The sequence below is a fragment of the Enterobacter sp. JBIWA008 genome, assembly GCF_019968765.1.
Classification (GTDB): domain Bacteria; phylum Pseudomonadota; class Gammaproteobacteria; order Enterobacterales; family Enterobacteriaceae; genus Enterobacter.
Genome location: NZ_CP074149.1, coordinates 2764104 through 2789813, shown reverse-complemented (window position 1 = coordinate 2789813; position 25710 = coordinate 2764104). Strand labels below are relative to the sequence as shown.

Annotated in this window: 26 protein-coding genes; 14 read left to right on the top strand and 12 right to left on the bottom strand. The window is 55.8% G+C overall.

Annotation, left to right across the window (positions count from 1 at the left end; genetic code table 11):
• Nucleotides 1-8 precede the first annotated feature (8 nt).
• Nucleotides 9-572: a hypothetical protein gene (locus KGP24_RS13495; protein WP_223560778.1), complete on the top strand. Its 564-nt coding sequence runs from the start codon at nt 9-11 to the stop codon at nt 570-572.
• Between the two features lie 102 nt (nt 573-674).
• Nucleotides 675-1112 (top strand): tetratricopeptide repeat protein, encoded by a 438-nt coding sequence (locus KGP24_RS13490; RefSeq protein ID WP_223563501.1) that lies wholly within the window; start codon nt 675-677, stop codon nt 1110-1112.
• A gap of 59 nt (nt 1113-1171) precedes the next feature.
• Here KGP24_RS13490 and ychF read toward each other — a convergent pair whose 3' ends face one another.
• Nucleotides 1172-2266 (bottom strand): redox-regulated ATPase YchF, encoded by a 1095-nt coding sequence (gene ychF / locus KGP24_RS13485; protein ID WP_010432886.1) that lies wholly within the window; start codon nt 2264-2266, stop codon nt 1172-1174.
• A gap of 126 nt (nt 2267-2392) precedes the next feature.
• Nucleotides 2393-2977 carry an aminoacyl-tRNA hydrolase gene (gene pth, locus KGP24_RS13480; RefSeq protein WP_223560777.1) on the bottom strand — a complete coding sequence of 195 codons (585 nt, stop codon included), beginning with the start codon at nt 2975-2977 and terminating at the stop codon, nt 2393-2395.
• Nucleotides 2978-3250: 273 nt separating this feature from the next.
• On the opposite strand from pth, the gene ychH reads away from it, so the two are divergent.
• Complete coding sequence (ychH, locus tag KGP24_RS13475) at nt 3251-3526, top strand: stress-induced protein YchH (protein ID WP_223560776.1); 276 nt, start codon at nt 3251-3253, stop codon at nt 3524-3526.
• A gap of 119 nt (nt 3527-3645) precedes the next feature.
• Nucleotides 3646-4704, top strand: coding sequence for a MerR family transcriptional regulator (locus KGP24_RS13470; protein ID WP_223560775.1), 1059 nt, complete (start codon nt 3646-3648; stop codon nt 4702-4704).
• On the opposite strand, the gene dauA is transcribed toward KGP24_RS13470, so the two are convergent.
• The 4 genes from dauA to lolB form a co-directional block, all read right to left on the bottom strand.
• The gene (gene dauA / locus KGP24_RS13465) at nt 4690-6369 is read right to left on the bottom strand and encodes a C4-dicarboxylic acid transporter DauA (protein WP_223560774.1); all 1680 of its coding nucleotides are present in this window, start codon (nt 6367-6369) and stop codon (nt 4690-4692) included. The genes KGP24_RS13470 and dauA overlap by 15 nt on opposite strands.
• 124 nt (nt 6370-6493) lie before the next feature.
• Nucleotides 6494-7441, bottom strand: a complete 948-nt coding sequence (gene prs, locus KGP24_RS13460; protein WP_003856663.1) for a ribose-phosphate diphosphokinase — start codon at nt 7439-7441, stop codon at nt 6494-6496.
• A 125-nt stretch (nt 7442-7566) separates the two neighbouring features.
• Nucleotides 7567-8436, bottom strand: a complete 870-nt coding sequence (ispE, locus tag KGP24_RS13455) for a 4-(cytidine 5'-diphospho)-2-C-methyl-D-erythritol kinase (RefSeq protein ID WP_223560773.1) — start codon at nt 8434-8436, stop codon at nt 7567-7569.
• Complete coding sequence (gene lolB, locus KGP24_RS13450) at nt 8433-9044, bottom strand: lipoprotein insertase outer membrane protein LolB (protein ID WP_223560772.1); 612 nt, start codon at nt 9042-9044, stop codon at nt 8433-8435. Before lolB ends, ispE begins: the two co-directional genes overlap by 4 nt.
• Nucleotides 9045-9245: 201 nt before the next feature.
• On the opposite strand from lolB, the gene hemA reads away from it, so the two are divergent.
• From hemA to kdsA, 6 genes are read left to right on the top strand one after another with little or no spacing between them, the layout of a single operon-like run.
• Entirely contained in the window at nt 9246-10502 is a 1257-nt protein-coding gene (hemA, locus tag KGP24_RS13445; protein ID WP_023335999.1) for a glutamyl-tRNA reductase, read from the top strand.
• Nucleotides 10503-10543: 41 nt separating this feature from the next.
• Nucleotides 10544-11626 carry a peptide chain release factor 1 gene (gene prfA, locus KGP24_RS13440; protein ID WP_045329440.1) on the top strand — a complete coding sequence of 361 codons (1083 nt, stop codon included), beginning with the start codon at nt 10544-10546 and terminating at the stop codon, nt 11624-11626.
• Nucleotides 11626-12456, top strand: coding sequence for a peptide chain release factor N(5)-glutamine methyltransferase (gene prmC / locus KGP24_RS13435; RefSeq protein WP_223560771.1), 831 nt, complete (start codon nt 11626-11628; stop codon nt 12454-12456). The genes prfA and prmC overlap by 1 nt, the downstream gene beginning before the upstream one ends.
• Complete coding sequence (gene sirB2 / locus KGP24_RS13430) at nt 12453-12845, top strand: invasion regulator SirB2 (protein WP_223560770.1); 393 nt, start codon at nt 12453-12455, stop codon at nt 12843-12845. The genes prmC and sirB2 overlap by 4 nt, the downstream gene beginning before the upstream one ends.
• A 3-nt stretch (nt 12846-12848) precedes the next feature.
• A complete protein-coding gene (gene sirB1, locus KGP24_RS13425; RefSeq protein WP_223560769.1) occupies nt 12849-13658 on the top strand; it encodes an invasion regulator SirB1 in 810 nt (269 codons plus the stop codon).
• A 36-nt stretch (nt 13659-13694) separates the two neighbouring features.
• Nucleotides 13695-14549, top strand: coding sequence for a 3-deoxy-8-phosphooctulonate synthase (gene kdsA / locus KGP24_RS13420; protein WP_048990640.1), 855 nt, complete (start codon nt 13695-13697; stop codon nt 14547-14549).
• A gap of 95 nt (nt 14550-14644) precedes the next feature.
• Here kdsA and chaA read toward each other — a convergent pair whose 3' ends face one another.
• A complete protein-coding gene (chaA, locus tag KGP24_RS13415) occupies nt 14645-15745 on the bottom strand; it encodes a sodium-potassium/proton antiporter ChaA (protein ID WP_223560768.1) in 1101 nt (366 codons plus the stop codon).
• A 271-nt stretch (nt 15746-16016) separates the two neighbouring features.
• Between chaA and chaB the strand changes: the two genes are divergently transcribed.
• Entirely contained in the window at nt 16017-16247 is a 231-nt protein-coding gene (gene chaB / locus KGP24_RS13410; RefSeq protein ID WP_023312121.1) for a putative cation transport regulator ChaB, read from the top strand.
• A 177-nt stretch (nt 16248-16424) separates the two neighbouring features.
• Entirely contained in the window at nt 16425-17120 is a 696-nt protein-coding gene (locus KGP24_RS13405) for a gamma-glutamylcyclotransferase (protein ID WP_032642434.1), read from the top strand.
• 30 nt (nt 17121-17150) lie between these two features.
• Here KGP24_RS13405 and KGP24_RS13400 read toward each other — a convergent pair whose 3' ends face one another.
• From KGP24_RS13400 to KGP24_RS13390, 3 genes are all read right to left on the bottom strand, one after another.
• Nucleotides 17151-17390: a DUF1883 domain-containing protein gene (locus KGP24_RS13400; RefSeq protein ID WP_111965917.1), complete on the bottom strand. Its 240-nt coding sequence runs from the start codon at nt 17388-17390 to the stop codon at nt 17151-17153.
• Between the two features lie 194 nt (nt 17391-17584).
• Entirely contained in the window at nt 17585-19369 is a 1785-nt protein-coding gene (locus KGP24_RS13395) for a methyl-accepting chemotaxis protein (RefSeq protein ID WP_223560767.1), read from the bottom strand.
• Between the two features lie 106 nt (nt 19370-19475).
• Nucleotides 19476-19829 (bottom strand): DsrE/DsrF/TusD sulfur relay family protein, encoded by a 354-nt coding sequence (locus KGP24_RS13390; RefSeq protein ID WP_148390594.1) that lies wholly within the window; start codon nt 19827-19829, stop codon nt 19476-19478.
• Nucleotides 19830-20006: 177 nt separating this feature from the next.
• Between KGP24_RS13390 and KGP24_RS13385 the strand changes: the two genes are divergently transcribed.
• A complete protein-coding gene (locus tag KGP24_RS13385; RefSeq protein WP_223563500.1) occupies nt 20007-21413 on the top strand; it encodes a YchO/YchP family invasin in 1407 nt (468 codons plus the stop codon).
• 3 nt (nt 21414-21416) lie between these two features.
• Here the strand turns inward: KGP24_RS13385 and narL are convergent, their stop codons facing one another.
• Both narL and narX read right to left on the bottom strand, forming a co-directional pair.
• Nucleotides 21417-22067 (bottom strand): two-component system response regulator NarL, encoded by a 651-nt coding sequence (gene narL, locus KGP24_RS13380; RefSeq protein ID WP_223560766.1) that lies wholly within the window; start codon nt 22065-22067, stop codon nt 21417-21419.
• Entirely contained in the window at nt 22060-23856 is a 1797-nt protein-coding gene (gene narX / locus KGP24_RS13375; protein WP_223560765.1) for a nitrate/nitrite two-component system sensor histidine kinase NarX, read from the bottom strand. Before narX ends, narL begins: the two co-directional genes overlap by 8 nt.
• Before the next feature lie 309 nt (nt 23857-24165).
• On the opposite strand from narX, the gene KGP24_RS13370 reads away from it, so the two are divergent.
• Nucleotides 24166-25563: a NarK family nitrate/nitrite MFS transporter gene (locus KGP24_RS13370; RefSeq protein ID WP_223560764.1), complete on the top strand. Its 1398-nt coding sequence runs from the start codon at nt 24166-24168 to the stop codon at nt 25561-25563.
• Nucleotides 25564-25710: the final 147 nt, after the last annotated feature.

Genomic DNA, 25710 nt, shown 5'->3' with positions numbered 1-25710 from the left:
GGGGTAAGATGAACATAAAAAATGCAGTCCAAGACTTTGTTAGCAAATTCAAAATGAATGATTTAAATATGGGAGAGATAGACTATACAGACGATGAAAATGAAACTTCTTTTCCAGTGAATTTAAATGGCGAAATTCGTTTTTTTTATAGCCATTTGATTTTAAATGACCACCCAACATTTGATGGTACTTTCTTTATACAGATTGTTGAGTCCCAAGAGCTTAATGAAATGTTATCAGGCTGGCGAGTTCAAAATGACACGACCTGGAGAGATGAATATATAATCTTTGCTGAAAGAAATGGAGATGTTCTTTTTTGTGATACCCAAAATATTACATCTCCTGTTTATGGTAGTATTCAAAAAAGAAATTTCATTATTTCCAATTCGTTAGCCGACTTTTTGGATGCTTTTTGTTCTGCCATTGAGATAGAGCAAAGTAAATATGATGGTGATGCTACAGATGATGATTTTAATTTCAGAGAGGACTTTCTGGAAGATATCGATTTAATGCTAAAAAGCAAGCTTAAGGATGTTGAGGCAGAAGCTTTTAAATATTTCTTTTTTGGTTAGTTAACAATAAAAACTTACTCTTTTAGAGACCTCCATGCTTCTAAAGGCATTTATCGCTTATATCCCTTTTATATAGGCAAGGAGGTCTTTTTTCGAATGATAATGAATAAATATATGAAAAACGTATGCTATAAATTCGATGAAAAAAGATTTACATCTCTTGTAGAAAAAGGAAACGAGTTTCACGACAACCAAAAATACGCCGAAGCTTTAGAGCAATACCAAAAAGCCTGGCAAGCTCTTCCTGAGCCAAAGTTTGAATCGGAATTTGCTAACTGGATCGCTGCGTGCATGTACAGCGCTTACTTTGATCTTGAGGATTACGATGAGGCGAAGAAATGGGGAGAGACGACGTTGCGCACACGTGGATCGGATATAGACACTGCACCATCAATCGACTTGGGTATGGTCTGTTACGAGCTGAATCAATTCGATGAAGCGTATAAATATTTCAACGATGCTTATAACTACGGCAAAGAGCGTGCGTTTCAGGATAGACCTAAAAAATACCTTGAGTTCTATCTGCGCAAGAGGGCGTAAGTTCGTTAATTTATAAAAAAATCCACGCCAGGGCGTGGATTTTTTTCATTCAAGACGAATCAGACGTTAAACAGGAAGTTCATTACGTCGCCATCTTTAACGATGTAATCTTTCCCTTCCGCACGCATCTTGCCTGCTTCTTTCGCGCCTTGCTCACCCTTGTAGGTGATGAAGTCTTCAAACGCGATTGTCTGCGCACGAATAAAGCCTTTCTCGAAGTCAGTGTGGATTTTACCAGCCGCCTGAGGCGCAGTTGCACCTACAGGGATCGTCCACGCACGCACTTCCTTCACGCCAGCGGTGAAGTAGGTCTGCAGGTTCAGCAGCTCATAGCCTGCGCGAATTACGCGGTTCAGGCCCGGCTCTTCCAGACCCAGCTCGGCCATGAACTCTTCACGGTCGGCATCGTCCAGCTCGGCGATATCGGATTCAACGGCAGCGCAAACCGCCACAACCACAGAACCTTCAGCCGCGGCGATTTCACGCACTTTGTCCAGGTACGGGTTGTTCTCGAAACCGTCTTCGTTAACGTTGGCGATGTACATGGTTGGCTTCAGAGTCAGGAAGCTCAGGTATTTGATCGCCGCCTTGTCTTCTTCAGTCAGGTTTTTCAGCGCGCGCAGCATGCCCGCGTTTTCCAGCTGTGGCAGACATTTTTCCAGCGCAGCCAGTTCCGCTTTCGCGTCCTTGTCGCCGCCTTTGGCTTTCTTCTGCACGCGGTGAATCGCGCGTTCGCAGGTGTCGAGGTCAGAGAGCGCCAGCTCGGTGTTGATAACGTCGATGTCGTCAGCCGGATCCACTTTGTTGTTAACGTGGATAATGTTGTCGTTCTCGAAGCAGCGCACAACGTGGCCGATCGCTTCGGTTTCACGAATGTTGGTCAGGAACTGGTTACCCAGGCCTTCACCTTTGGACGCGCCTTTTACCAGGCCCGCGATGTCCACGAATTCCATGGTGGTTGGCAGAATGCGCTGCGGCTTCACGATTTCCGCGAGCTGGTCCAGACGCGGGTCCGGCATTGGCACAACGCCGGTGTTAGGTTCGATGGTACAGAACGGGAAGTTCGCCGCTTCGATACCCGCTTTGGTAAGCGCGTTAAACAGGGTGGATTTGCCCACGTTTGGCAGACCGACGATACCGCATTTGAATCCCATTTCTAAATCACCTTAATATCTTGATAATCAATCCGTTAACGATAACCGACTGATGAAAAGTAAATAACTACGCCTATTATACACGTAACCCGCATGACGCGCGGTAAAAATGCCGTACCGGGCGGATTATTGCGCTTTGAAAGCGTGTAAGCGGTTTGTCGCTTTGGTTAAGCCGTCTTTCAGCCAGATTTCGGTGCAGCGCGCCGCTTCGTCTACCGCCTCGTCAATCAGTTTCTGCTCAGAAACCGGGGGTTTACCGAGAACAAAACCGACAACTTTGTTTTTATCGCCCGGATGGCCGATTCCCACGCGCAAACGGTGAAAATTCGGGTTATTGCCCAGCTTGCTGATGATGTCTTTAAGACCGTTGTGGCCGCCGTGTCCGCCGCCCAGCTTGAATTTTGCCACGCCGGGCGGGAGATCCAGCTCATCGTGTGCGACCAGAATTTCATCCGGATTAATGCGATAAAACGTCGCCATCGCCGCCACCGCTTTACCGCTCAGGTTCATAAAGGTGGTGGGCACCAGTAAGCGAATATCCGCGCCTGCAAGATTGATACGTGAGGTATACCCGAAGAATTTAGGTTCTTCACGCAGGGGAGCACGTAACCGCTCGGCCAGCAGATCGACATACCATGCCCCGGCGTTGTGGCGGGTGGCCGCATACTCTGCGCCCGGGTTGGCGAGGCCGACAATCAGTTTAATCGTCACGATTCATTCCTAATGGGTTCCAGATCTGGCGCGTAGTTTACTGTCTGGCGCGCCGCTTGACAAAATTCTGCGATCTTCTCGGCGAAATACGAATAATTTCTGATTTGAACAATTAGAATTTCAAGCTGTTCAAAGTCTTATTTGTAAACTTTTGTTTGGGCGTTATCTGTAATTGTGATCATTCACGCAACTCATAAAAGGGGCGTTGTCTATACTTTACACACAAGGATTAGGGGCTTTTCCCCTGACAACCCAAAGTTCCGGAGGTGACACATGAAACGCAAAAACGCTTCGTTACTCGGTAACGTACTGATGGGATTGGGGCTGTTCGTGATGGTAGCCGGCGTGGGTTATTCCATTTTAAACCAGTTACCCCAGATTAACCTCCCGCAATACTTCGCGCATGGCGCGATATTGAGCATCTTTGTTGGTGCGGTATTGTGGCTCGCCGGGGCGCGCGTGAGCGGACATGAGGAAGTCTGCGATAAATACTGGTGGGTGCGCCACTACGACAAACGCTGCCGTCGCGACCAGCATAAGCACAGCTAGTGCCTGATAAAGAACACCGAAACGGCTCCCGCGGGAGCCGTTTTTTTTGCATGAAGGGTTGACCCTCACGTAACGTAAGGCTCCAGAGTGGCGCCACTGGCAAAGTAAAAGGAACAGTTATGTTGATTCAGGTGGGTGAGCTGGCGAAACGGGCCGGGATCACCGTGCGGACATTGCACCACTATGAGCAAACAGGGTTGTTGCTGCCTTCTGCCAGAAGCGCGGCAGGTTACCGGCTTTACAACCTGGCGGATGTCCAGCGTCTGCACATGATCCAGGCGCTGGCAAAAGCGGGGCTGGAACTTGCTGAAATCAGGGATTTCCTGGAACAGGAGTCGCTGTCGTTAACCGAGCTACTCGATGCGCAAATCACGCTGCTGGATAAACAGCTGCGCAGCATACATACGCTGCGCGACCGGCTTGTGGAGCTGCGTACCGGGCTTCTCGACGATGCGACGCCGGATCTGGAATCCTGGCTACAGACTCTGGAGTTAATGAATATGTACGATCGCTGGTTTAGCAAAGAAGAGTTACAGCAGCTGCCGTTTGCGGTGCAGAAGGATGCGCTGGCGGCTATCTGGTCAGGGCTGGTCGCAGAGGCCAACAGGCTGCTGGAGCAGCGCATACCCGTTACGGACGCGCGGGCTATGGACCTCGCGACGCGCTGGATGGAGCGCCTCGAGCAGGACACGGCGGGCAAGCCGGAGTTTCTCACCCGGCTGAACGAGATGCACAGCGTTGAACCGCAGATGCAGGCGCAGACCGGCATCACGCCAGAGATGACGGATTACATCACGCGCGCGTTTGCGGAATCTAAGCTCAGCATATGGGAGAAGTATCTCACTGCCGAAGAGATGGCCTTTACCCGGGCACACTACTTTGACCGCATGATGGAGTGGCCGCCGCTGGTGGCGAAGCTGCACCAAGCGCAGCGGGAAAATCTCGATCCTGCCTCGGAGAAGGCGCAAAAGCTGGCTGAAAACTGGCTGGCATTATTCCAGTCTTACGCGGGCACTAGCCCGGAAACTCAGCAAAAGTTTCGCACTACCATGCAGCAGGAGCCGCACCTTATGAAGGGAACATGGATGACGCCTGCCGTGCTTGCGTGGCTCCAGCAGGCGATCGGGGTGATGATGCAGAGACGTTTCTCTGCATCAGGTAACTCACAGATCCGCTAACGCGGCTTCACGGTTAGGGTAGAAGGAGAGTCGGCCAGGGATCGGCTGTACACCCGCGCGCGCCATGGTGCGCAGCGGCTGAAATTCCAGGTTACTTACCCGCAGCTCGCAGCCTTCCGGCAGACGTTTTACAAAGCGCTGGAAGGCATCCAGGCCGCCGGCATCCAGCACCGGTACGGCATCCCATTTCAGCACTACAACCCGCTTGCCCGCGATGCGGGACTCCAGATCGCTGAACAGACCTTCCGCCGCGGCGAAGAACAGCGGGCCAATCACGCGCAGCACCAGCACATCGTCAGGCACTTCCACGTTAACCGGGGAGAGGCGCGTCATCTGCGCAATACGGCGCATAAACAGCAGGGAGGCCAGCACGATCCCCACGCTAATGGCGATAACCATATCGAACAGCACCGTCAGCGACATACAGATCAGCATCACGATGATGTCGTCTTTCGGCGCGCGACGCAGAAGGTGAACGACCTTATGCGCCTCGCTCATGTTCCAGGCCACCATCAGCAGCAGGGCAGCCATGGCGGAAAGCGGAAGCCAGGAGAGCAGCGGGGCGAGGATCAGCAGGGCGAGGATCACCAGCACGGAGTGGATAACCGCCGAAACGGGTGAGGTTGCCCCCGCGCGCACGTTGGCCGCAGAACGGGCGATGGCTGCCGTTGCTGTAATACCGCCGAAGAACGGCGCGACGAGGTTGCCTAATCCCTGACCAACCAGCTCGCTGTTGGCTTTGTGTTTGGTGCCGGTCATGCCGTCAAGCACTACAGCGCAAAGCAGGGATTCAATCGCCCCCAGCATCGCCATAGAGAACGCGGCGGGAAGCAGGGCGCGAAGGGAATCCCAGCTTAGGGTAAAGCTGGAGCCTGGCATGTCCCACGGCAGCACCAGCTGCGGCAGCAGTTGCGGAATGCCGCTACCCTGTGAACCGTCCGCCAGAACATAGTGGAACTGCGAGCCGATAGTCGCGACATGACCACCGAACATATTGACGATGGCCATCACCGCGCAGCCCAGCAGCAGCGCGGGCAGATGGCCCGGCAGACGGATCCCCAGACGAGGCCAGACGATCAGCGTGCCCAGCGTCACAATCCCGATGGCGGCATCGCCCAGGTTGGCCGTCGGCAGCGCCATAAACAGCGCCCCCACTTTTTGCAGGTAGTGTTCAGGTACGTGGGGCATCTGCAGGCCGAGGAAGTCCTTGATCTGCATGGTTCCGATGGTGATACCAATCCCCGAGGTAAATCCCAGCGTCACGGAAAGGGGAATATATTCAATCAGGCGACCAAAGCGGGCCAGACCAAACAGAATCAAAAAGACGCCGGACATCAGGGTGGCGACCAGCAGGCCTGCCAGACCAAACTGCTGCGAAACCGGGTAGAGGATCACCACGAAGGCGGCGGTCGGGCCGGAGACGCTGAAGCGCGAACCGCCCGTCAGGGCAATGACGATCCCGGCAACGGCCGAGGTGTACAGACCGTACTGCGGCGCAACGCCGCTGCCAATCGCCAGCGCCATCGCCAGCGGGATGGCGATAATGCCGACGGTGATCCCGGCAATCAGGTCACGGACAAAGCGTGACGAGGTGTACTTCTCTTTCCAGCAGGCGTCGATGAGGGCGCGAAAGGGCAGAACATGTGAGGAGGCTACGTTTTTCACAATTATCTATCATCCGTATGCGCATCATCTGTCATGTGAATGGCAGGTGAAGGAGGCATTAATCATACAAATAAAACCCAGAGACAAAAAAACCCGCCGCAGCGGGTTTTTTGGCCGTGCTCGATTAGTGTTCGAACATTGCTGAGATGGATTCTTCGTTGCTGATACGACGAATCGCTTCGGCCAGCATCCCGGACAGAGTCAGCGTACGCACGTTTGGCAGTGCTTTGATCTCGTCGCTCAGTGGGATGGTATCGCATACCACCACTTCGTCAATGACGGAGTTGCGCAGGTTGTTTACCGCATTACCGGAGAAGATCGGGTGAGTCGCGTAAGCGAACACGCGCTTGGCACCACGCTCTTTCAACGCTTCAGCGGCTTTACACAGCGTACCGCCGGTATCGATCATGTCGTCAACCAGCACGCAGTCGCGGCCAGCAACGTCACCGATGATGTGCATCACCTGAGAAACGTTAGCGCGCGGACGGCGTTTGTCGATGATCGCCATGTCGGTATCGTTCAGCAGCTTAGCGATAGCACGGGCACGTACCACGCCGCCGATGTCCGGAGAAACCACGATTGGGTTATCCAGATTCAGCTGCAGCATATCTTCCAGCAGGATTGGGCTGCCGAATACGTTATCAACCGGAACGTCGAAGAAGCCCTGGATCTGCTCTGCGTGCAGGTCAACGGTCAGTACGCGGTCAACGCCGACGCTGGACAGGAAGTCAGCGACAACTTTAGCGGTAATTGGCACACGCGCGGAACGGACGCGACGGTCCTGACGGGCATAGCCGAAGTAAGGGATTACAGCAGTGATACGGCCTGCGGAAGCGCGACGCAGGGCGTCGACCATAACAACCAGTTCCATCAGGTTGTCGTTCGTTGGAGCACAGGTGGACTGGATGATGAAAATATCACCACCGCGTACATTTTCGTTGATTTGTACGCTGACTTCGCCGTCGCTAAAGCGACCTACGGCGGCGTCGCCGAGGGAAGTGTACAGGCGGTTGGCAATACGTTGTGCTAGTTCCGGGGTGGCGTTACCAGCAAAAAGCTTCATATCAGGCACGAGAAGAACCTCAGGCATGCGTCCAGTGGTGGATAGCGTTCGCCGCAAACTGTGCGGGCCAGGCGAAGGCTATCCAGGCGGTGTATTAAAGAGCGCGATGCAACGTCTGGAACAGGGTGACGTTGTCACCGAAACTCAGTCTGCGCCAGAATGGCCTGCTGTAGGGGGGAGGTGTTCATCCCACGTGCTACAAAACCATGCAGCCAAACCGGCGCTTGCTCAAGCACCTGACGAGCGGCGGATTCGGTGTCAAATTCAGCAAAGACACAGGCCCCTGTACCAGTCAGGCGCGACGGCGCGTATTCTAACAGCCAGGAAAGCACCGCATCAACCTCGCGAAAACGTTTTCTTGCGATATCCTCGCAATCGTTGCTGAATTCACAATTTAATAACGTTTCTATTGACCGAACCGGGGTATTCCTTTTCAGGTCAGGATCTTTAAAGATGACCGGGGTCGGAATGTTCACGCCTGGGTGAGCAACCAGATACCATTTTTCCGGCGGTTCAACCGGGGAGAGGATCTCACCCACGCCCTCAGCAAAGGCCGCATGACCGCGCACAAACACCGGGACATCCGCACCCAGCGTCAAGCCTAAGGCGGCCAGTTCGTCCTTCGACAGCCCGCAGCCCCAGAGGTGATTCAGGGCGACCAGCACGGTGGCGGCGTTAGATGAGCCACCGCCCAGCCCGCCGCCCATCGGCAGGCGCTTCTCAATACGGATATCCGCACCGCTTCCCGCGGGCAGACGGCCAGATTCCATCGCGGCTTTCATCAGCAGACGCGCGGCGCGCACGATCAGGTTGTCCTCATGCGCCACGCCTTCTACCGGCGTTAGCAGGCAAATCTGCCCATCCTGACGCAGTTCAATGGAGATCGTGTCGCCATAGTCAATAAACTGAAACAGCGTCTGCAGGGTGTGATAACCGTCAGCACGCTGGCCGGTGATGTATAAAAACAGGTTCAGCTTTGCCGGAGAGGGCCAGTGGGTCATCATTTAACGATCCAGTTGTCCATTTTCAGCTTGATACGCTGGCTGCCCTGGGTCAGCTCCATGTTTGATGGCAGCGACGGTTTGCTCTTGCTGTCATAGGCGCTGTACACCACTTTCCAGGTTTTGCCGTTCTGGGTGTAGTTCACCTGGCTCAGACGGTACTGGTCGTCAAGGCTGTAGTCAGTTGCCTCGCCCGGCAGGCCAAGGATCCACTGGCGCAGGCTGTTGAGCGGGATAGGCATCCCGGTCAGCTTGCCAATCATCTCTTCGGCATCGGTCGCGGTATAGTGCTTGCCTTTGTTATCGGTGATCTGCGCTTCGCCCGGTTTGGCGATAAGCTCCAGTTCGGTGCTGCCCAGCGGGTTCAGCAGCAGCAGGCGGTAGTTGTCCTGCCCCGTCTGCTGCCAGAAGAAGCGGGCATAAACCTTTTGCTCATCAGAGAGATAAGCGAAGGCGCCGCGGGTCTGGTACTGGTTCAAATTACGGACGTCCTGCTGGTGCTGACGCCACTGCGGTGAATCAGGGCTTTTGCCCGGGCCTTTTGGTTGGGTGACGGTACACGCGGTCAGAACCAGTGCTGCAAGCGGCAGCAGGCGAATCAGTCGGGTCATAATCAGGACAAATCCTTGAGATACGTTGCAGTTATAACTGTTAATGCTAGCGTCGAAGGGGGCTACCGTCTACGTTCAAATTATCTCAAAGCGTTGTGTAACCTATTACTCCGAAAGGAGGCAGTCCCTTTTATTGATCTCGCGCATCCTGTATGATGCGTTCTGCTAACCTTATTAACGCTGGTACTACTCCCGCTCAACATGACCCTATTAGCACTCGGCATCAACCACAAAACGGCTCCGGTTTCGCTGCGAGAACGCGTGACGTTTTCGCCGGATACGCTTGACCTGGCGCTGGACAGCCTGCTTGCACAGCCTATGGTGCAGGGTGGCGTGGTGCTCTCGACGTGCAACCGTACCGAGCTGTATTTAAGCGTGGAAGAGCAGGACAACCTGCATGAAGCGCTGATCCGCTGGCTATGCGACTACCACAACCTCAATGAAGACGAGCTGCGCAACAGCCTGTACTGGCATCAGGACAACGATGCCGTCAGCCATCTGATGCGCGTCGCCAGCGGGCTGGATTCGCTGGTGCTGGGCGAGCCGCAGATCCTGGGTCAGGTGAAAAAGGCGTTTGCCGATTCGCAAAAAGGACATCTGAAGGCCAGCGAGCTGGAGCGCATGTTCCAGAAGTCGTTCTCCGTGGCGAAGCGTGTGCGAACAGAAACCGACATTGGTGCCAGTGCGGTTTCTGTTGCTTTCGCGGCCTGCACCCTTGCACGCCAAATCTTTGAATCCCTTTCTACCGTCACCGTGATGCTGGTAGGGGCGGGCGAAACCATCGAACTTGTGGCGCGCCATCTGCGCGAGCATAAAGTGAAAAAGATGATTATCGCTAACCGCACCCGCGAACGCGCGCAGGTGCTGGCGGATGAAGTGGGTGCAGAGGTGGTTGCGCTGAGTGACATTGATGAACGCCTGAAAGAGGCGGACATTATCATCAGCTCTACCGCCAGCCCGCTGCCGATTATCGGAAAAGGGATGGTGGAGCGTGCGCTGAAGTCCCGCCGTAATCAGCCGATGCTGCTGGTGGATATCGCCGTTCCCCGCGATGTTGAGCCGGAAGTGGGCAAGCTGCCTAACGCCTATCTCTACAGCGTGGATGACCTGCAAAGCATCATTTCGCACAACCTCGCCCAGCGTAAAGCGGCGGCGGTTCAGGCGGAAACCATCGTTGAGCAGGAAACCAGTGAGTTTATGGCCTGGCTGCGCGCGCAAAGCGTCAGCGAGACCATCCGCGAGTACCGCGGGCAGGCGGAGCAGGTGCGTGATGACCTGACTGCCAAAGCGTTAGCGGCCCTTGAACAGGGCGGCGACGCAAATGCGATTATGCAGGATCTGGCGTGGAAACTGACCAACCGCCTGATCCATGCACCAACCAAATCTCTTCAGCAGGCCGCCCGTGACGGGGATGATGAACGCCTGACTATTCTGCGCAACAGCCTCGGGCTGGAATAGCGCCCTATACCCATTTTCTAAGACAAGGTGCACTTACGCCTATGAAGCCTTCTATCGTCGCTAAACTGGAAGCTCTGCACGAGCGCCATGAAGAAGTACAGGCGCTGCTCGGCGATGCCGGGACCATTGCGGACCAGGAACGTTTTCGCGCGCTCTCGCGTGAATACGCGCAGTTAAGTGATGTTTCCAAATGCTTTACCGACTGGCGGCAGGTTCAGGAAGATATCGAAACCGCGCAGATGATGCTCGACGATCCTGAAATGCGCGAGATGGCGCAGGAAGAGTTGCAGGATGCGAAAGCGCGTTCTGAAGAGATGGAGCAGCAGCTTCAGGTGCTTCTGCTGCCGAAAGATCCGGACGATGAGCGTAACGCGTTTGTCGAAGTGCGTGCCGGTACCGGCGGTGACGAAGCGGCGCTGTTTGCCGGGGATCTGTTCCGCATGTACAGCCGCTACGCCGAATCGCGTCGCTGGCGCGTGGAGATCATGAGCGCAAACGAAGGCGAACATGGTGGCTACAAAGAGGTTATCGCCAAGATCAGCGGCGACGGCGCGTACGGTCGTCTCAAGTTTGAATCAGGCGGTCACCGCGTGCAGCGCGTACCGGCCACCGAATCTCAGGGCCGCATTCACACCTCCGCCTGTACGGTTGCGGTGATGCCGGAGCTGCCGGAAGCAGAACTGCCGGACATCAATCCGGCGGACCTGCGTATTGATACTTTCCGCTCCTCTGGCGCGGGCGGTCAGCACGTTAACACCACCGATTCCGCCATCCGTATTACCCACCTGCCAACCGGCATAGTCGTTGAATGTCAGGACGAGCGTTCACAGCACAAAAACAAAGCCAAAGCGTTGTCCGTGCTGGGGGCGCGTATCCATGCAGCCGAAATGGCGAAACGCCAGCAGGCGGAAGCGTCTACGCGTCGTAACCTGCTGGGCAGCGGCGATCGCAGCGACCGTAACCGCACCTATAACTTCCCGCAGGGCCGCGTAACCGACCACCGCATCAACCTGACGCTGTACCGTCTGGACGAGGTGATGGAAGGGAAACTGGATATGCTGATTGAGCCTATCGTGCAGGAATACCAGGCCGACCAGCTGGCGGCGCTGTCCGAGCAGGAATAATGGATTTTCAGCGCTGGTTACGTGAGGCGGCGGTTGAGCTTTCAGAAAGCGAAAGCCCGAAACGCGATGCCGAAATTTTGCTTGAGCATGTGACGGGTAAAGCCCGCACGTATCTCCTCGCATTTGGTGAGACGCCCCTGACCGCCGAGCAGGAAGCCCGGCTTACCGCCCTGCTTGCCCGCCGTAAAACTGGCGAGCCGGTGGCGCATCTGGTCGGGGAGCGTGAATTCTGGTCGTTACCGCTGTACGTCTCGGCGGCAACCCTGATCCCGCGTCCGGACACCGAGTGTCTGGTTGAGCAGGCGCTGGCGCGTTTACCGGCGGCGGCCTGCAGCGTTCTCGATCTCGGTACCGGCACCGGTGCTATCGCGCTGGCGCTCGCCACCGAGCGGCCCGACTGCGCGGTGACGGCGGTGGATGTCATGCCCGATGCGGTAGCGCTGGCGCAGCGTAACGTGGAACGACTGGGCGTAACTAACGTGACCGTGCTGCAGAGCAGCTGGTTTTCCGCCCTTGGGGATCGCGCGTACGCAATGATTGTCAGCAACCCTCCTTATATTGACGAGCATGACCCGCACCTTGCGCAGGGAGACGTTCGCTTCGAACCGCTGACGGCGCTCGTGGCCGCCAACGCGGGATTAGCCGATCTAGAGCGCATTGTGACAACGTCACGGAAACATTTGCTTTCCGGCGGCTGGCTGCTCGTGGAGCATGGCTGGACTCAGGGTGAAGCGGTGCGGGCACTGTTTACCGAAGCAGGCTACGCCGCTGTCGAAACCTGCCGCGACTACGGCGGCAACGAACGCCTGACGCTGGGGCAGTGGCTGTGAGCCTGTTTACCGTGCTTATTACCGTCCACCTGATTTCCGTTACGCTGACCATCAGCTTTTTCATCGTCCGTTACTGGTGGCGCTACAGCAACAATCCGCTGATGGATGCACGCTGGGTGCGTATCGTGCCGCACTGCATCGACACGCTATTGCTCCTTTCCGGTGCCGGGCTTATGTGGAAGACCGGCTATCTGCCATTTACTGATAAAGGCGCATGGCTGACTGAAAAGCTGTTTGGCGTTATCATCTACATCGTTTTGGGTTTTATCGCGCTTGGGCGTCGTCGTCCGCGCAGCCAGCAGGTCGGGTTTATCGCCTTTCTGCTGGGTCTGGTGGTGCTGTACATCATCATTAAACTCGCCACCACAAGAATACCGTTACTGGGGTAAGTCATGAGGTCCTTAGCCGATTTCGAATTTAATAAAGTGCCGCTTTGTGACGGCATGATCCTGATTTCTGAGATGATTCGTGACGATTTTACGTCGCAGTACGTCATCGACGAGCTGGAAAATCTGGTCAGCCTGGCGCGTGAAGAGATTAATCAGGCGCGTCCGCAGGACTGGCAGCTTGAGAAGCTGCTTGAACTTTTCTACGGCGAATGGGGTTTCTGCGACACGCGTGGCGTATACCGCCTGTCAGATGCGTTATGGCTGGACCAGGTCTTAAAAAATCGTCAGGGCAGCGCCGTGGCGCTGGGTTCTATTTTGCTGTGGGTCGCGCATCGTCTGGATATTCCGCTGGTCCCGGTCATTTTTCCGACGCAGATGATCCTGCGTGCAGAGTGGCTGGACGGCGAAATGTGGCTCATCAATCCCTTCAACGGCGACACGCTGGATGAACATACGCTGGACGTGTGGCTGAAAGGCAATATCAGCCCGGTGGCTGAACTCTTCAACGAAGATCTCGACGAGGCGGATAACGCAGAGGTCATTCGCAAGCTGCTGGATACGCTGAAGTCCGCGTTAATGGAAGAGCGTCAGATGGAGCTGGCGTTGCGCGCCAGTGAAGTCTTGCTGCAGTTCAACCCGGAAGATCCGTACGAAATTCGCGATCGCGGGCTGATCTATGCGCAGCTCGACTGCGAACACGTGGCGCTGAACGATCTGAGCTATTTCGTCGAGCAGTGTCCGGAAGACCCCATTAGCGAAATGATTCGTGCGCAGATCAATGCGATCTCGCACAAACAAATTACACTGCATTAATCTTAATTCCGATTCACACCTGAATAAGGCGATCCTATGAAACAAAAAGTGGTTAGCATTGGTGATATCAAGGTAGCAAACGACCTGCCGTTCGTACTGTTTGGCGGCATGAACGTGCTGGAATCCCGCGACCTCGCCATGCGTATCTGCGAACACTACGTGACCGTGACCCAGAAGCTGGGCATCCCGTACGTGTTTAAAGCCTCTTTTGACAAAGCCAACCGCTCCTCCATCAACTCTTACCGTGGCCCGGGCCTGGAAGAGGGAATGAAAATTTTCCAGGAGCTGAAGCAGACCTTTGGCGTGAAAGTGATCACCGACGTGCATGAAGCCTCACAGGCGCAGCCGGTGGCAGACGTGGTGGACGTGATCCAGCTCCCAGCGTTCCTCGCTCGCCAGACCGACCTGGTTGCGGCGATGGCGAAAACCGGTGCCGTGATTAACGTGAAAAAACCACAGTTCGTCAGCCCGGGGCAGATGGGTAACATCGTCGATAAGTTTATCGAAGGCGGTAACGATCAGGTGATCCTGTGCGACCGTGGCGCAAACTTCGGTTACGACAACCTGGTCGTGGATATGCTGGGCTTCAGCGTGATGAAAAACGTCTCTAACCAGTCTCCGGTGATTTTCGACGTGACCCACGCCCTGCAGTGCCGCGACCCGTTCGGCGCCGCGTCCGGTGGACGTCGTGCCCAGGTTACCGAGCTGGCGCGCGCCGGTATGGCGACCGGTCTGGCAGGCCTGTTCATTGAAGCGCATCCGGATCCGGCTAACGCGAAATGCGACGGCCCATCCGCGCTGCCGCTGGATAAGCTGGAGCCGTTCCTGAAGCAGATCAAAGCGATTGACGATCTGGTGAAGAGCTTCGACGAGCTGGATACCAGCAACTAATAAAAAAACCCGCTTCGGCGGGTTTTTTTATGCTTTCTTTCTTTCACTGTGAGAGAGAGTTGGGGTGAGGGCATCAAGCCCGCACCGGACCACTCTTACGCAAATATCGTCATCAAATACGCAATAAACAACGCCATATGCGCCGCGCCGTTCAGCACGTTGGTACGCCCGGTTGAGAAGGAAATCTGGCACAGCAGCAACGAGGCGACCATCACGATCATCTCCGGCGCGCCCAGCGCAAACTGCAGCTCGTTGCCGGTCATAAAGGCAATTAGCGTCACAACCGGTACGGTAAGTGAAATGGTCGCCAGTACGGAGCCGAAGAACAGGTTCATTGCGCGCTGCACCTGATTATTCAACACCGCTTTCAGCGCGCCCAGCCCTTCAGGGGAGAGAATCAGCAGCGCCACCAGGAAGCCGGTAAACGCCACCGGCGCGTTAAGCTCGGTTAACAGGGTTTCCAGCGGGTTAGCGTTCATCTTGGTGACTACAATCACCGCAATCAGATGTACGATCAGCCAAACCGTATGCCACACGCTGCTGTGGGCCGACGGCTTGCCGTGGTGCGGGTCATCATCATCGCCATCGTCTTCATGCTCGTACACAAACAGACTCTGGTGCGTTTTGGTCTGAATCAACAGGAACACGCCGTACATGGCGGCGGAAATCAGTGCGACCAGCAGCGCCTGCCCGGTGGAAAAGTTTGCACCCGGTAGCGCCATCGGGAAGACCAGCACGATGATCGCCAGCGGGAAGAGGGCGATCAGATACTGTTTAATGCCGAACAGGTTCATATACTGGGTCGCAAATTTGCGCCCGCCCAGCAGCAGAGAGAAGCCCACCAGTCCACCCGTCACAATCATAATGATTGAGTAGAGCGTATCGCGCATTAGCGTCGGTGCGGCATCGCCGGTCGCCATGAGCGCGGAAATCAGACTGACTTCGAGAATAACAACGGAAAGGCTGAGAATTAACGATCCGTACGGCTCGCCCAGACGGTGGGCCAGGACGTCCGCATGGCGAACAACGCTAAATGCGCTGGTTAAGATGCCGACCAGGGCAAGAATATTGATACCAACCACCACTGGCAGTGACTGACTGCTTCCCCAGAAGAGCAGCACAGCCAGTGCCAGAACCGGGAAAATGAGTGACGTCTCCTTGTGGCGGGTCTTTACCGCCTCGTGTGTTGCTGTCATGTGCTTCTCCATCAATGCAGGTGCTTGTAATTATAGATAGATTTTTGAGGCCATTAAACTAACAGATCTCTGTTAAATACCCTTTATTTTTTACTTAATTTTACCCTTTGTTATTTTTTTTCATTCCTGATGACTATAATTCGCTGTTTTTATTTAATATTCATTAAATAACAATGGATTATAAGAGGTGTGTATTCATAAATTATCGCTGAGTGGCACCGCATGATATCGTCGTCCACACTTACCTCTTTAACCAAAAGAGAGGTTAGTAATGCCCTATAAAGCGAAACGCGAATTACCGGATAACGTGCAAAACGTGCTGCCCGCTCACGCGCAGGATATCTACAAAGAGGCGTTTAACAGTGCCTGGGATCAATACAAAGATAAGGACGACCGCCGGGATGATGCCAGCCGTGAAGAGACGGCGCACAAAGTCGCCTGGGCGGCCGTAAAACATGAATATGAGAAAGGGGACGACGATAAATGGCATAAAAAGAAATAGCCGTGAAATAATTCGCTGCCTTCATTTTGACTTTTCAGGCGGTTGAACTTCCGTTGTATTGCAACTGGTCCGCTAATTGCTTATCGTTATTTAACTGCTGGCAAAATGACCAGCACATAATGCCGGGAAGGCGAATTACAGAAGTCGCAAGGAAGCATGCAGTGGCGGAGGTGTGAAGTGTTAACGCGTGATTTCTTAATGAAGGCAGATTGTAAGACGGCATTTGGTGCTATTGAGGAATCGCTTCTCTGGTCAGCTGAACAACGTGCTGCGTCACTCGCTGCCACGCTTGCCTGCCGCCCGGATGATGGCCCGGTATGGATTTTTGGCTACGGCTCCCTGATGTGGAACCCGGCTCTGGAATTTGTCGAATCGGCAACGGGAACGCTGCCTGGCTGGCATCGCGCATTTTGCCTGCGCCTGACGGCCGGACGCGGCAGCGCGTGCCAGCCCGGGCGCATGCTTGCACTGAAAGAGGGCGGGCGCACCACGGGCGTGGCCTATCGCCTGCCGGATGCCACGCTGGAAGAGGAGCTCACGCTGCTCTGGAAGCGTGAGATGATCACCGGCTGCTATATGCCGAGCTGGTGCAAGCTGGAACTGGACGACGGTCGTACCGTCAATGCGCTGGTGTTTATTATGGACCCGCGCCATCCGCTGTATGAAGCAGATACCCGTACGCAGGTGATTGCCCCGTTGATTGCCGCCGCGAGTGGGCCGCTGGGCACCAACGCGCAGTATCTCTTCTCCCTCGATCAGGAGCTAACCCGCCTCGGCATGAAGGACGACTGTCTGAATGAGCTGGTGGTGAAGGTGAAGGCGCTGCTGGAAGGGAACCCGCTCAACGGCACGCTGCGAGCCGGTTTTGCCTGATAATACGCCCGGCTTGCCGGGCGTTTAATGTTATGCGGCCACGTAGCTGATGGAATGCTCCAGCGACTGGCTGTGGCTGTCAATCAGCACATCCCACGTGCCGGTATACGGCACGGTAAGCCAGGCCTTATCGTCCTGTACGGTGAGAATATCCGCCTGGGACTGTTTTTGTGCTTTCGAACTCATCAGATGAATACGACAGCGTTCTGAGCAACGCACCACTACCGTATCCCCGCCAAACAGTTTCAAACTTGTTTTTACCAGTGCCATTTTTTACCCCGTCGATTTTGCCCATCCCGAGCGTGATATTGTTCACAAATTACTCACTGCATAACACCAAAGCGGGGGACGAGGGATGATGATTTTGATCAAAAAATGGCATAACGTTTAAACAAAAATGACAAAATGCCTGAAAGCATTCAGCTGGCGCGCGTTTTACCCGCTAAACGCGCGCCGGAAGAAGATTAAATGCGGAAATGCCCGGCTGTTTCAGCAAGGTCGCCCGCCTGGCTCTGCAGGGCACCCGCGGCGGCGGCGGACTCGACCACCAGCTCGGCGTTCTGTTGAACCATTCTGTCCAGGTGGGTTACCGCGTGGTTAATCTCGTGAATGCCTTTCATCTGCTCGCTGGTGGCGATGGAAATTTCGCGCATGATGCCAGAGACGCTGCCGATGCTGGAGCGGATCTCATCCATGCTTTCCCCGGCCAGATGCACGTAGCGGGAGCCGGTTGCCACGCTGTCGGTGGTGGAATCAATCAGGGATTTGATCTCTTTCGCCGCCTGAGCGCTGCGGCTCGCCAGGTTACGCACTTCGCCTGCTACAACGGCAAACCCGCGCCCCTGCTCACCGGCACGCGCCGCCTCGACGGAGGCGTTCAGCGCCAGAATGTTGGTCTGGAAAGCAATGCCGTCAATGACGCTGGTGATATCGCCAATTTTTGCCGACGCGACTTCAATGGACTGCATCGTGCTGATCGCCTGCGATACCACCTCGCCGCCGCGTGCCGCGGCCGCTGAGGCTTTGCTCGCCTGATCGTTGGCTTCTGCCGCCGATTCATTCGACTGCGTCACGGAGGCGGTGATCTGCTCCACGGCGCTTGCCGTCTCGCGCAGGCTGGATGCCGCCTGCTCGGTACGTCCGGAAAGATCCTGGTTACCTGCGGCAATCTCCTGCGCCGCGTTTTTCACCGATTCGCTGGCATCACGGAGCTGCACCATCACCACCGACAGCTTATCGCTGAAGGCGTTAAAGGCCTGGGCAATCTGCGCGACTTCGTCCTCGCCGCTGTCCGGCAGGCGCTGGGACAGATCGTTAGTGCCGTTGGCAATGTTGTGCATCGCGTCGCGAATGTCGGACAAACGCTTGAGCAGGCGGGCAATAAGGAAATGCACTATGGCAGCACTCAGGAGTGCCAGGATCACCAGCGAAATCGCCGAGGCTTTAAGCAGGGAACGCATGCCGGAGGTGGCGTCACCGTTGTCGAGCGCGACGACTAACAGCCAGTTTGTGCCCGGCACGGCTGTCGCCACGAAGGTTTTTTCAGCGTCGTTCAGCGTTCCGTCGACGAGGTTACCGCTTTTCAGCGCAGCAAAATCAATGCCCTTGATCGTCTCAGCAAACGGTTTCAGCGTCAGGGCCGGATCGTTAGCGGCAATCACGCTGCCGTCACTGTTCAGAAGCAACCCGCTGCTGGCCGGGGTCGGATGGATCCCGCGCACGTTAGCAACCACGCTGTCCATCGCCACATCGCCCGCCACTACCGCTTTGAGTGTGCCATTTTCTTTCACCGGCACGGCGAAGGTCACCACCAGTTTACCGGTCCCCGCGTCAACGTAAGGCGCGGTGACAACCGGACCGTCCGTGCTGACCACCTGCTGATACCACGGGCGAATGGTCGGGTCATAGTCCGCCGGAACGCCCGCCGGTTCAGAGAATTTCGCCGTTTTGCTGGCATAGCCAACATAAACGTTGGTGAATCCACCCGCCTGCGCAAGCTGTTTAAACACCGGAACCGGATCGTCACTCAGCGCAACGGTCTGCGCGGAGGCGATCACCGTCATCTTGCTTTTAACCCAGTCGGCAATCGCCATGTTATGGCTGGCGCTGGTGCTGGTCAGGATATCGCGCTGGGACTGCTGGTTATCCTGACGTGTGACCTGGAAGTTAATAACGGTATTAAGGAGAAGGGCGACGACCAGACAGCCTGCCGTCGCAGCGATGATGCGTGCACGAATCGATCTGAACATAAGTGAAATACCTGCTGTGTTGTTTCCATGCCTATCGGCAAGCCCGCAGGTAAACTTGATGCTGAAACCGCGTCCATAAGAAAATAATATTTTTACGGGTTTATTATTAAAAAGTTAATACTTTATCTGCGGACAGCGTCCACTCGGCCAGTTCAACCAGCGTACCAATCTCCACGCCATCAATCAGCGGCAGACCGGTAATACCGCGGCCGTCGGTGCAGGTCTTGCACAGCTTCACCGGCACGTTTTGCGCGGTCAGGATCTCCAGCATCTGCTGAATGTTATAGCCCTCGGCCGGTTTTTGACCTTTCAGCCCCGCGGTGACCGCCTCTGACATTAAAAAGAGTCGTAACGCCAGGTCGCTCTCTTTTTCACGCAGCGCAATCGCCAGGCGCAGGCTGTTGAAAAGGGATTCGCTGCCGTAAGCCGCACCGTTGGCGACGATAACAATCTTTTGCATATTGACTCCTGTTTTTATAAAGGCACGAATAATATAAGGTTTAGCGAGTTTACGCTGCCTGCTGCCGTCAATAAACTTCAGGATATTCCTGAAATTTCCCGTAAAGCTGCAATTCTTTCTCAATAGCGTTAAGGTAAGAGCGTCTTTTACAAAATCCAGGTGCTAAACCCGACGTTGATGGCTGTATCGTCCCGCATTTGTTTGCTGTTATTACTCCCCCTTCTTACGGCCGGAGCCGTTTACGGTGCGCCGAATTCCTTTATCCAGCAGGCACAACATCCCTTCGATAATAATGGGGATAGTTTGCCTGACCTCGGTATGGCGGCGCCAACGGGCGAGGGAGAGAAGCATCTGGCCGAAATGGCAAAAGCCTTTGGTGAAGCCAGCATGACCGACAACGGCCTCACAACCGGCGAGCAGGCGCGTCAGTTTGCCTTTGGTCAGGTGCGCGACGCGGTGAGCGGAGAAGTGAACCAGCAGATTGAATCCTGGCTTTCGCCCTGGGGGAACGCCAGCGTGAACTTACTGGTAGATAACGATGGCAAATTTAACGGCAGCAGCGGGAGCTGGTTTATCCCCTGGAACGATAACAACCGTTATCTGAGCTGGAGCCAGCTTGGCCTGACGCAGCAGACGGATGGCCTGGTCAGCAATGCCGGTATAGGCCAGCGCTGGGTGGCCGGCAAATGGCTGCTGGGTTACAACACCTTTTACGATAACCTTCTGGATGAAAACCTGCAGCGTGCCGGGCTGGGCGCGGAAGCGTGGGGGGAAAATCTGCGCCTGTCAGCCAACTATTATCAGCCCTTTGCCGGCTGGCGCGATCGCTCCGACGTCCAGGAGCAGCGCATGGCGCGCGGATATGACGTCACCGCTAAAGCCTGGCTGCCGTGGTTCCATCATCTGAATACCAGCGTAAGCTTTGAGCAATACTTTGGCGATAACGTCGATCTCTTCAACAGCGGAACGGGCTATCACAATCCGGTGGCGGTGAATCTGGGGCTTAACTATACCCCCGTTCCTCTGGTCACCCTGACCGCAGCGCACAAGCAGGGCGAAAGTGGCGAGAGCCAGAATAACCTCGGACTGAAGCTCAACTATCGCTTTGGCGTGCCGCTGGTGAAGCAGCTTTCCGCCGGTGAAGTCGCCGCTACGCGTTCCCTGCGCGGAAGCCGCTATGATTCGCCGGAGCGCAATAGCCTGCCGGTGATGGAGTTCCGCCAGCGTAAAACGCTGTCCGTCTGGCTGGCAACGCCGCCGTGGGATCTCAAAGGGGGCGAGACCGTTATGCTGAAGCTTCAGGTTCGCAGCGCGCACGGCATTCGTCAGATCCACTGGCAGGGGGATACGCAGGCGCTGAGCCTGACGTCGCCGGCCAAAAGCAACAGCAGCGACGGCTGGAGCGTGATTATGCCTGCCTGGGATGACAGTGAAGGGGCGTCAAACCGCTGGCACCTGTCGGCGGTGGTGGAAGATGAGAAAGGCCAGCGCGTCTCGTCCAATGAGATCGTGCTGACCGTCGTGCAGCCGCTGGTCGCATTGCCTGACAACGACCCGCGCTGGAAGCTTCTGCCGGAGGAGTAATCCTTAAAAAATGCGTTCCTGATGCACCCACACGGCGGCTTCAACGCGGGATTTTAACTTCATTTTCTTCAGCATATGCTTCACGTGCACTTTCACCGTGCTTTCGGTGATGTCCAGGCGGCGGGCGATCATTTTGTTCGGCAGCCCCTGGGCGATAAGTTTGAGAATATCGCGCTCGCGCGGGGTTAACTGGCTAACGTCACGGTCAGAGGTGGCGCGGTTTGCCCGCAGGCTGGCGGCCAGCACCGGCGTTAAGGCTTCGCTGAGAACCATCTCGCCCGCCGCAGCCTGCTGCAGCGCCTTAAGCAGGTCTTCCGGCTCCATATCCTTCAGCAGATAACCATCCGCACCGCGCTTCAGCGCCGTAACCACATCCTCTTCATGGTTCGACACGCTAAAGACGACGATGCGCCCGGAAAGGGATTTTTCCCGCAGCTTGTCGAGGGTCTCCAGACCGTTCATGCCGGGCATATTCAGATCGAGCAGGATCAGATCGGGATCGAGGGCTTCGGCAAGCTCAATGCCCTGTTCACCGTTGCTGGCTTCGCCCACCACGGTGATATCGGGTGCCATGCTGACCAGCTGTTTCACGCCAGTACGCAGCATCGGATGGTCGTCGATCAACAGGATGGATGCCGGTTCCTGATTAGTCATGGGTTTCTCCTTGAGCAGTTGTAAGCGGTTTCTCCGGAATAAAGGTGACCACGACTTCCGTGCCACCCGTCTCTCTCCGGCGAACCTGGCAATCACCGCGCAGGCTTTGGGCGCGGTCTCGCATAATAATTAAACCGTAGTGGTTCGTTCGTTCGGCATTTTCCGGCACGCCGCGGCCGTTGTCGTGAACCGTAAGCTTCACCTGATTGTTGTGCTGGCTGACGGTGACCGTTACCGCCGTCGCGCCGGAATGCTTGAGCACGTTGCTCAGCGCTTCACGGGCGATTTGCAGTAAATGTATGGCCTGATGGGAGGGGACAAACCGCGGCGGCAGCTGGTAGTCCAGCTTTACCGGGAACCCCAGCCGGGCGCTAAATTCGTGACAGCTGGACTCCAGTGCCGCACGCAGGCCCGGCTCGGTCAGCTGCAGCCGGAAGGTGGTCAGCAGCTCGCGAAGCTGTATCCAGGAGGTGTTCAGCTCGTTGCGGATCTGACCGAGCAGCTGCTTGTTGCTTTCCGGCATCTCCGCATCCTGCATCTGCAGGCAACTCACCTGCATTTTCATACAGGAGAGCGACTGGGCGATCGAGTCGTGAAGCTCGCGGGCAATAGTCGCGCGCTCTTCCATGACGATCAGCTGCTGCTGCTTTTCCTGATGCCTGTCGAGCGCCAGCGTGGCCGTTAGCTGTTCGACCAGCGTATCGACCAGCTGCTGCTGGTCGTGACTCAGGTGACGCCCGGCTGGCAGCGTTGCCAGCAGAATACCGTACTGGGTGTGGCTATCGGTCAGGCGCCACTTCAGGGTGGTGGTGCCGGACGTCAGCGGCGGCAGGCCGCGAGGGCAAAGATGGCAGCCTTTGTCATCGCAGGACGTATCCGACTGACAGGTAAATTCCTGATGGTTATCTTCATCTTCCACGTCGTAAACGCGCAGCTCAAGGTCGTGAAGCAGGGTCAGATTTTGCAGGCCATTCAGCACCGGCGAGAGGCGTTCGCATAGCGGTACCTGCATGTGCAGACGACGGTTGGCCTGCCACAGGAAGGAAAGGATCTCGTTTTTCTGCTCCAGCCCGGCCGTTTTTTCCTGAACGCGCTGTTCCAGCACCGCATAGCTCTCGGAGAGCTCTGCCGACATGGTGTTGAGCGCCTGGCCGAGCATGGCCATCTCGTTGCGCCCGCTGATGTGCGTGCGCTGGGTAAAATCGCGTGCGGTGACCGCGCGGGCCATTGCCAGCAGCTGTTTCCACGGGTTCAGCAGCCGCGCCCGGAGCCAGACGATGGTGAAGATCAGCAGCAGTCCCATAAACAGCGCCATGGTGCGGTGCACCATCAACACCCGATCGATGCGTAATTCGGTGGTTTGATCGAAAGAGGAGACCAGTTTATCGATGCGTGAGACGAACCCCGCGACGTCCTGCGCAACGGTTTCTGTGCTGTGCGCCTGTTTCAGTCCGGGCTCCAGCTGGGTATGCCAGTAGCCCTGAAGGGCGTTAAGCTGGGACTGCTGACCGGCGCGGATGGCGGCGTTTTCCAGTTCGGGGCTGAAGACCGTGCGCTCCATTTCATCAATCAGGGGCCGATCGTCCTGCGTCAGGGGAACCGACGCCAGCAGGCGATAACTCTGCATGCGTAGCGAGCCTGCCTCGTTGATGGCATGCGCATTACCCTGTACTCCCTGCACCAGCCAGCCGGAGATCGCCATGCCGGTCACGCCGATGGCGGTGGACAGCAAAACAATCAGGGCTACCTGATTCACGAGCGTCAGCGGAGATAAACATCTTTTTAACATAGAGGGGGCGTGCTCCTGACGTGGCCTGCTTGCAGGAATGGCGCTATTCTGGTGCATACCCTGGAGTATACCCATACCAATAAAGGATTACCCCTAAATTGCCAGTGGAGTAGGGGGAAGGTGGTGGGGGTAGCCAGGAACCGTCAGTACCGTGAAAAACCACGTCTTTTTTACCGAATTAGGCTACTCACTAAGGATGAGACCTTATTTTGCGCCGCAAATCCTCCCACTTTTCCTTTGATTTATATCAACTTACCGCCGCCCTAAAACCCTAATGTTTGCAGCATCATTCGAGAATCAGAGGTGTCTATGAGTCACTCATCCGCTCCCGAAAGGGAAAATGGTGCCGTTATTACAGACTGGCGTCCAGAGGATCCGGCGTTCTGGCAACAGCGCGGCCATCGTGTAGCAAGCCGGAATCTGTGGATTTCCGTGCCGTGTCTGCTATTAGCGTTTTGCGTATGGATGTTGTTTAGCGCGGTGGCGGTCAACCTGCCCAAAGTCGGGTTTACGTTTACGACCGATCAGCTTTTCATGCTGACCGCGCTGCCGTCGCTGTCAGGCGCGCTGCTGCGTGTACCTTACGCCTTTATGGTGCCGGTGTTTGGCGGTCGTCGCTGGACGGCATTCAGTACGGGCATCATGATCGTCCCCTGCGTTTGGCTCGGCTTCGCGGTGCAGGATACCTCTACGCCGTTCAGCGTATTCGTGATTATCTCCCTGCTGTGCGGTTTTGCGGGCGCGAACTTCGCCTCCAGCATGGCGAACATCAGTTTCTTCTTCCCGAAAGCGAAGCAGGGCGGTGCGCTGGGGATTAACGGCGGTCTGGGGAATATGGGCGTGAGCGTGATGCAGCTGATTGCCCCGCTGGCGATCTCTGTTTCTATTTTTGCGGCCTTTGGCGGCGGTGGCGTTGAGCAGGCGGATGGTTCTTCCCTCTATCTGCAAAACGCCGCCTGGATCTGGGTACCTTTCCTGGTGGTATTCACCCTCGCAGCCTGGTTCTTTATGAACGACCTGTCCGCGTCGAAGGCGTCGCTGAGCGAACAGCTTCCGGTGCTGAAGCGTGGACACCTCTGGGTGATGGCGCTGCTGTATCTTGCCACCTTCGGTTCGTTTATTGGCTTCTCTGCGGGCTTCGCGATGCTGTCGAAAACGCAGTTCCCGGAAGTTCAGATCCTGCAGTTTGCCTTCTTCGGGCCGTTTATCGGTGCCCTGGCTCGTTCGCTGGGCGGCATGGTCTCTGACCGTCTGGGCGGTACCCGCGTGACGCTGGTTAACTTCGTCGTGATGGCGGTCTTCTGCGCGCTGCTGTTCCTCACGCTGCCAGCCGACGGGCAGGGCGGTAACTTCATTGCCTTCTTCGGCGTGTTTATGGTGCTGTTCCTGACCGCCGGGCTGGGAAGTGCATCTACCTTCCAGATGATCTCCGTGATCTTCCGTAAGCTGACGATGGATCGCGTGAAGGCGCAGGGCGGGAGCGAAGAGCAGGCCATGCGCGAGGCGGCGACGGATACGGCTGCGGCGCTGGGCTTTATCTCTGCCATCGGCGCGATTGGCGGCTTCTTTATCCCGAAAGCGTTCGGTATCTCACTGGACCTGACCGGCTCACCGGCTGGCGCCATGAAAGTCTTCCTCGTCTTCTATATCGCCTGCGTCGTGATTACGTGGCTGGTATATGGCCGTAATACCAAGAAAAATAAGTAAGTGTGATTATCCGTTTACGCGGCCTTCGGGCCGCGTTTTTTTTGCGGTCAAAATAGTTACAACATACTGATGGGTTTACACAGGAAGCCCGCAGGTAGCACCGTGATCGCCATCGCTTTGCAGGGTGCTCTACCCCTTAATACCTGA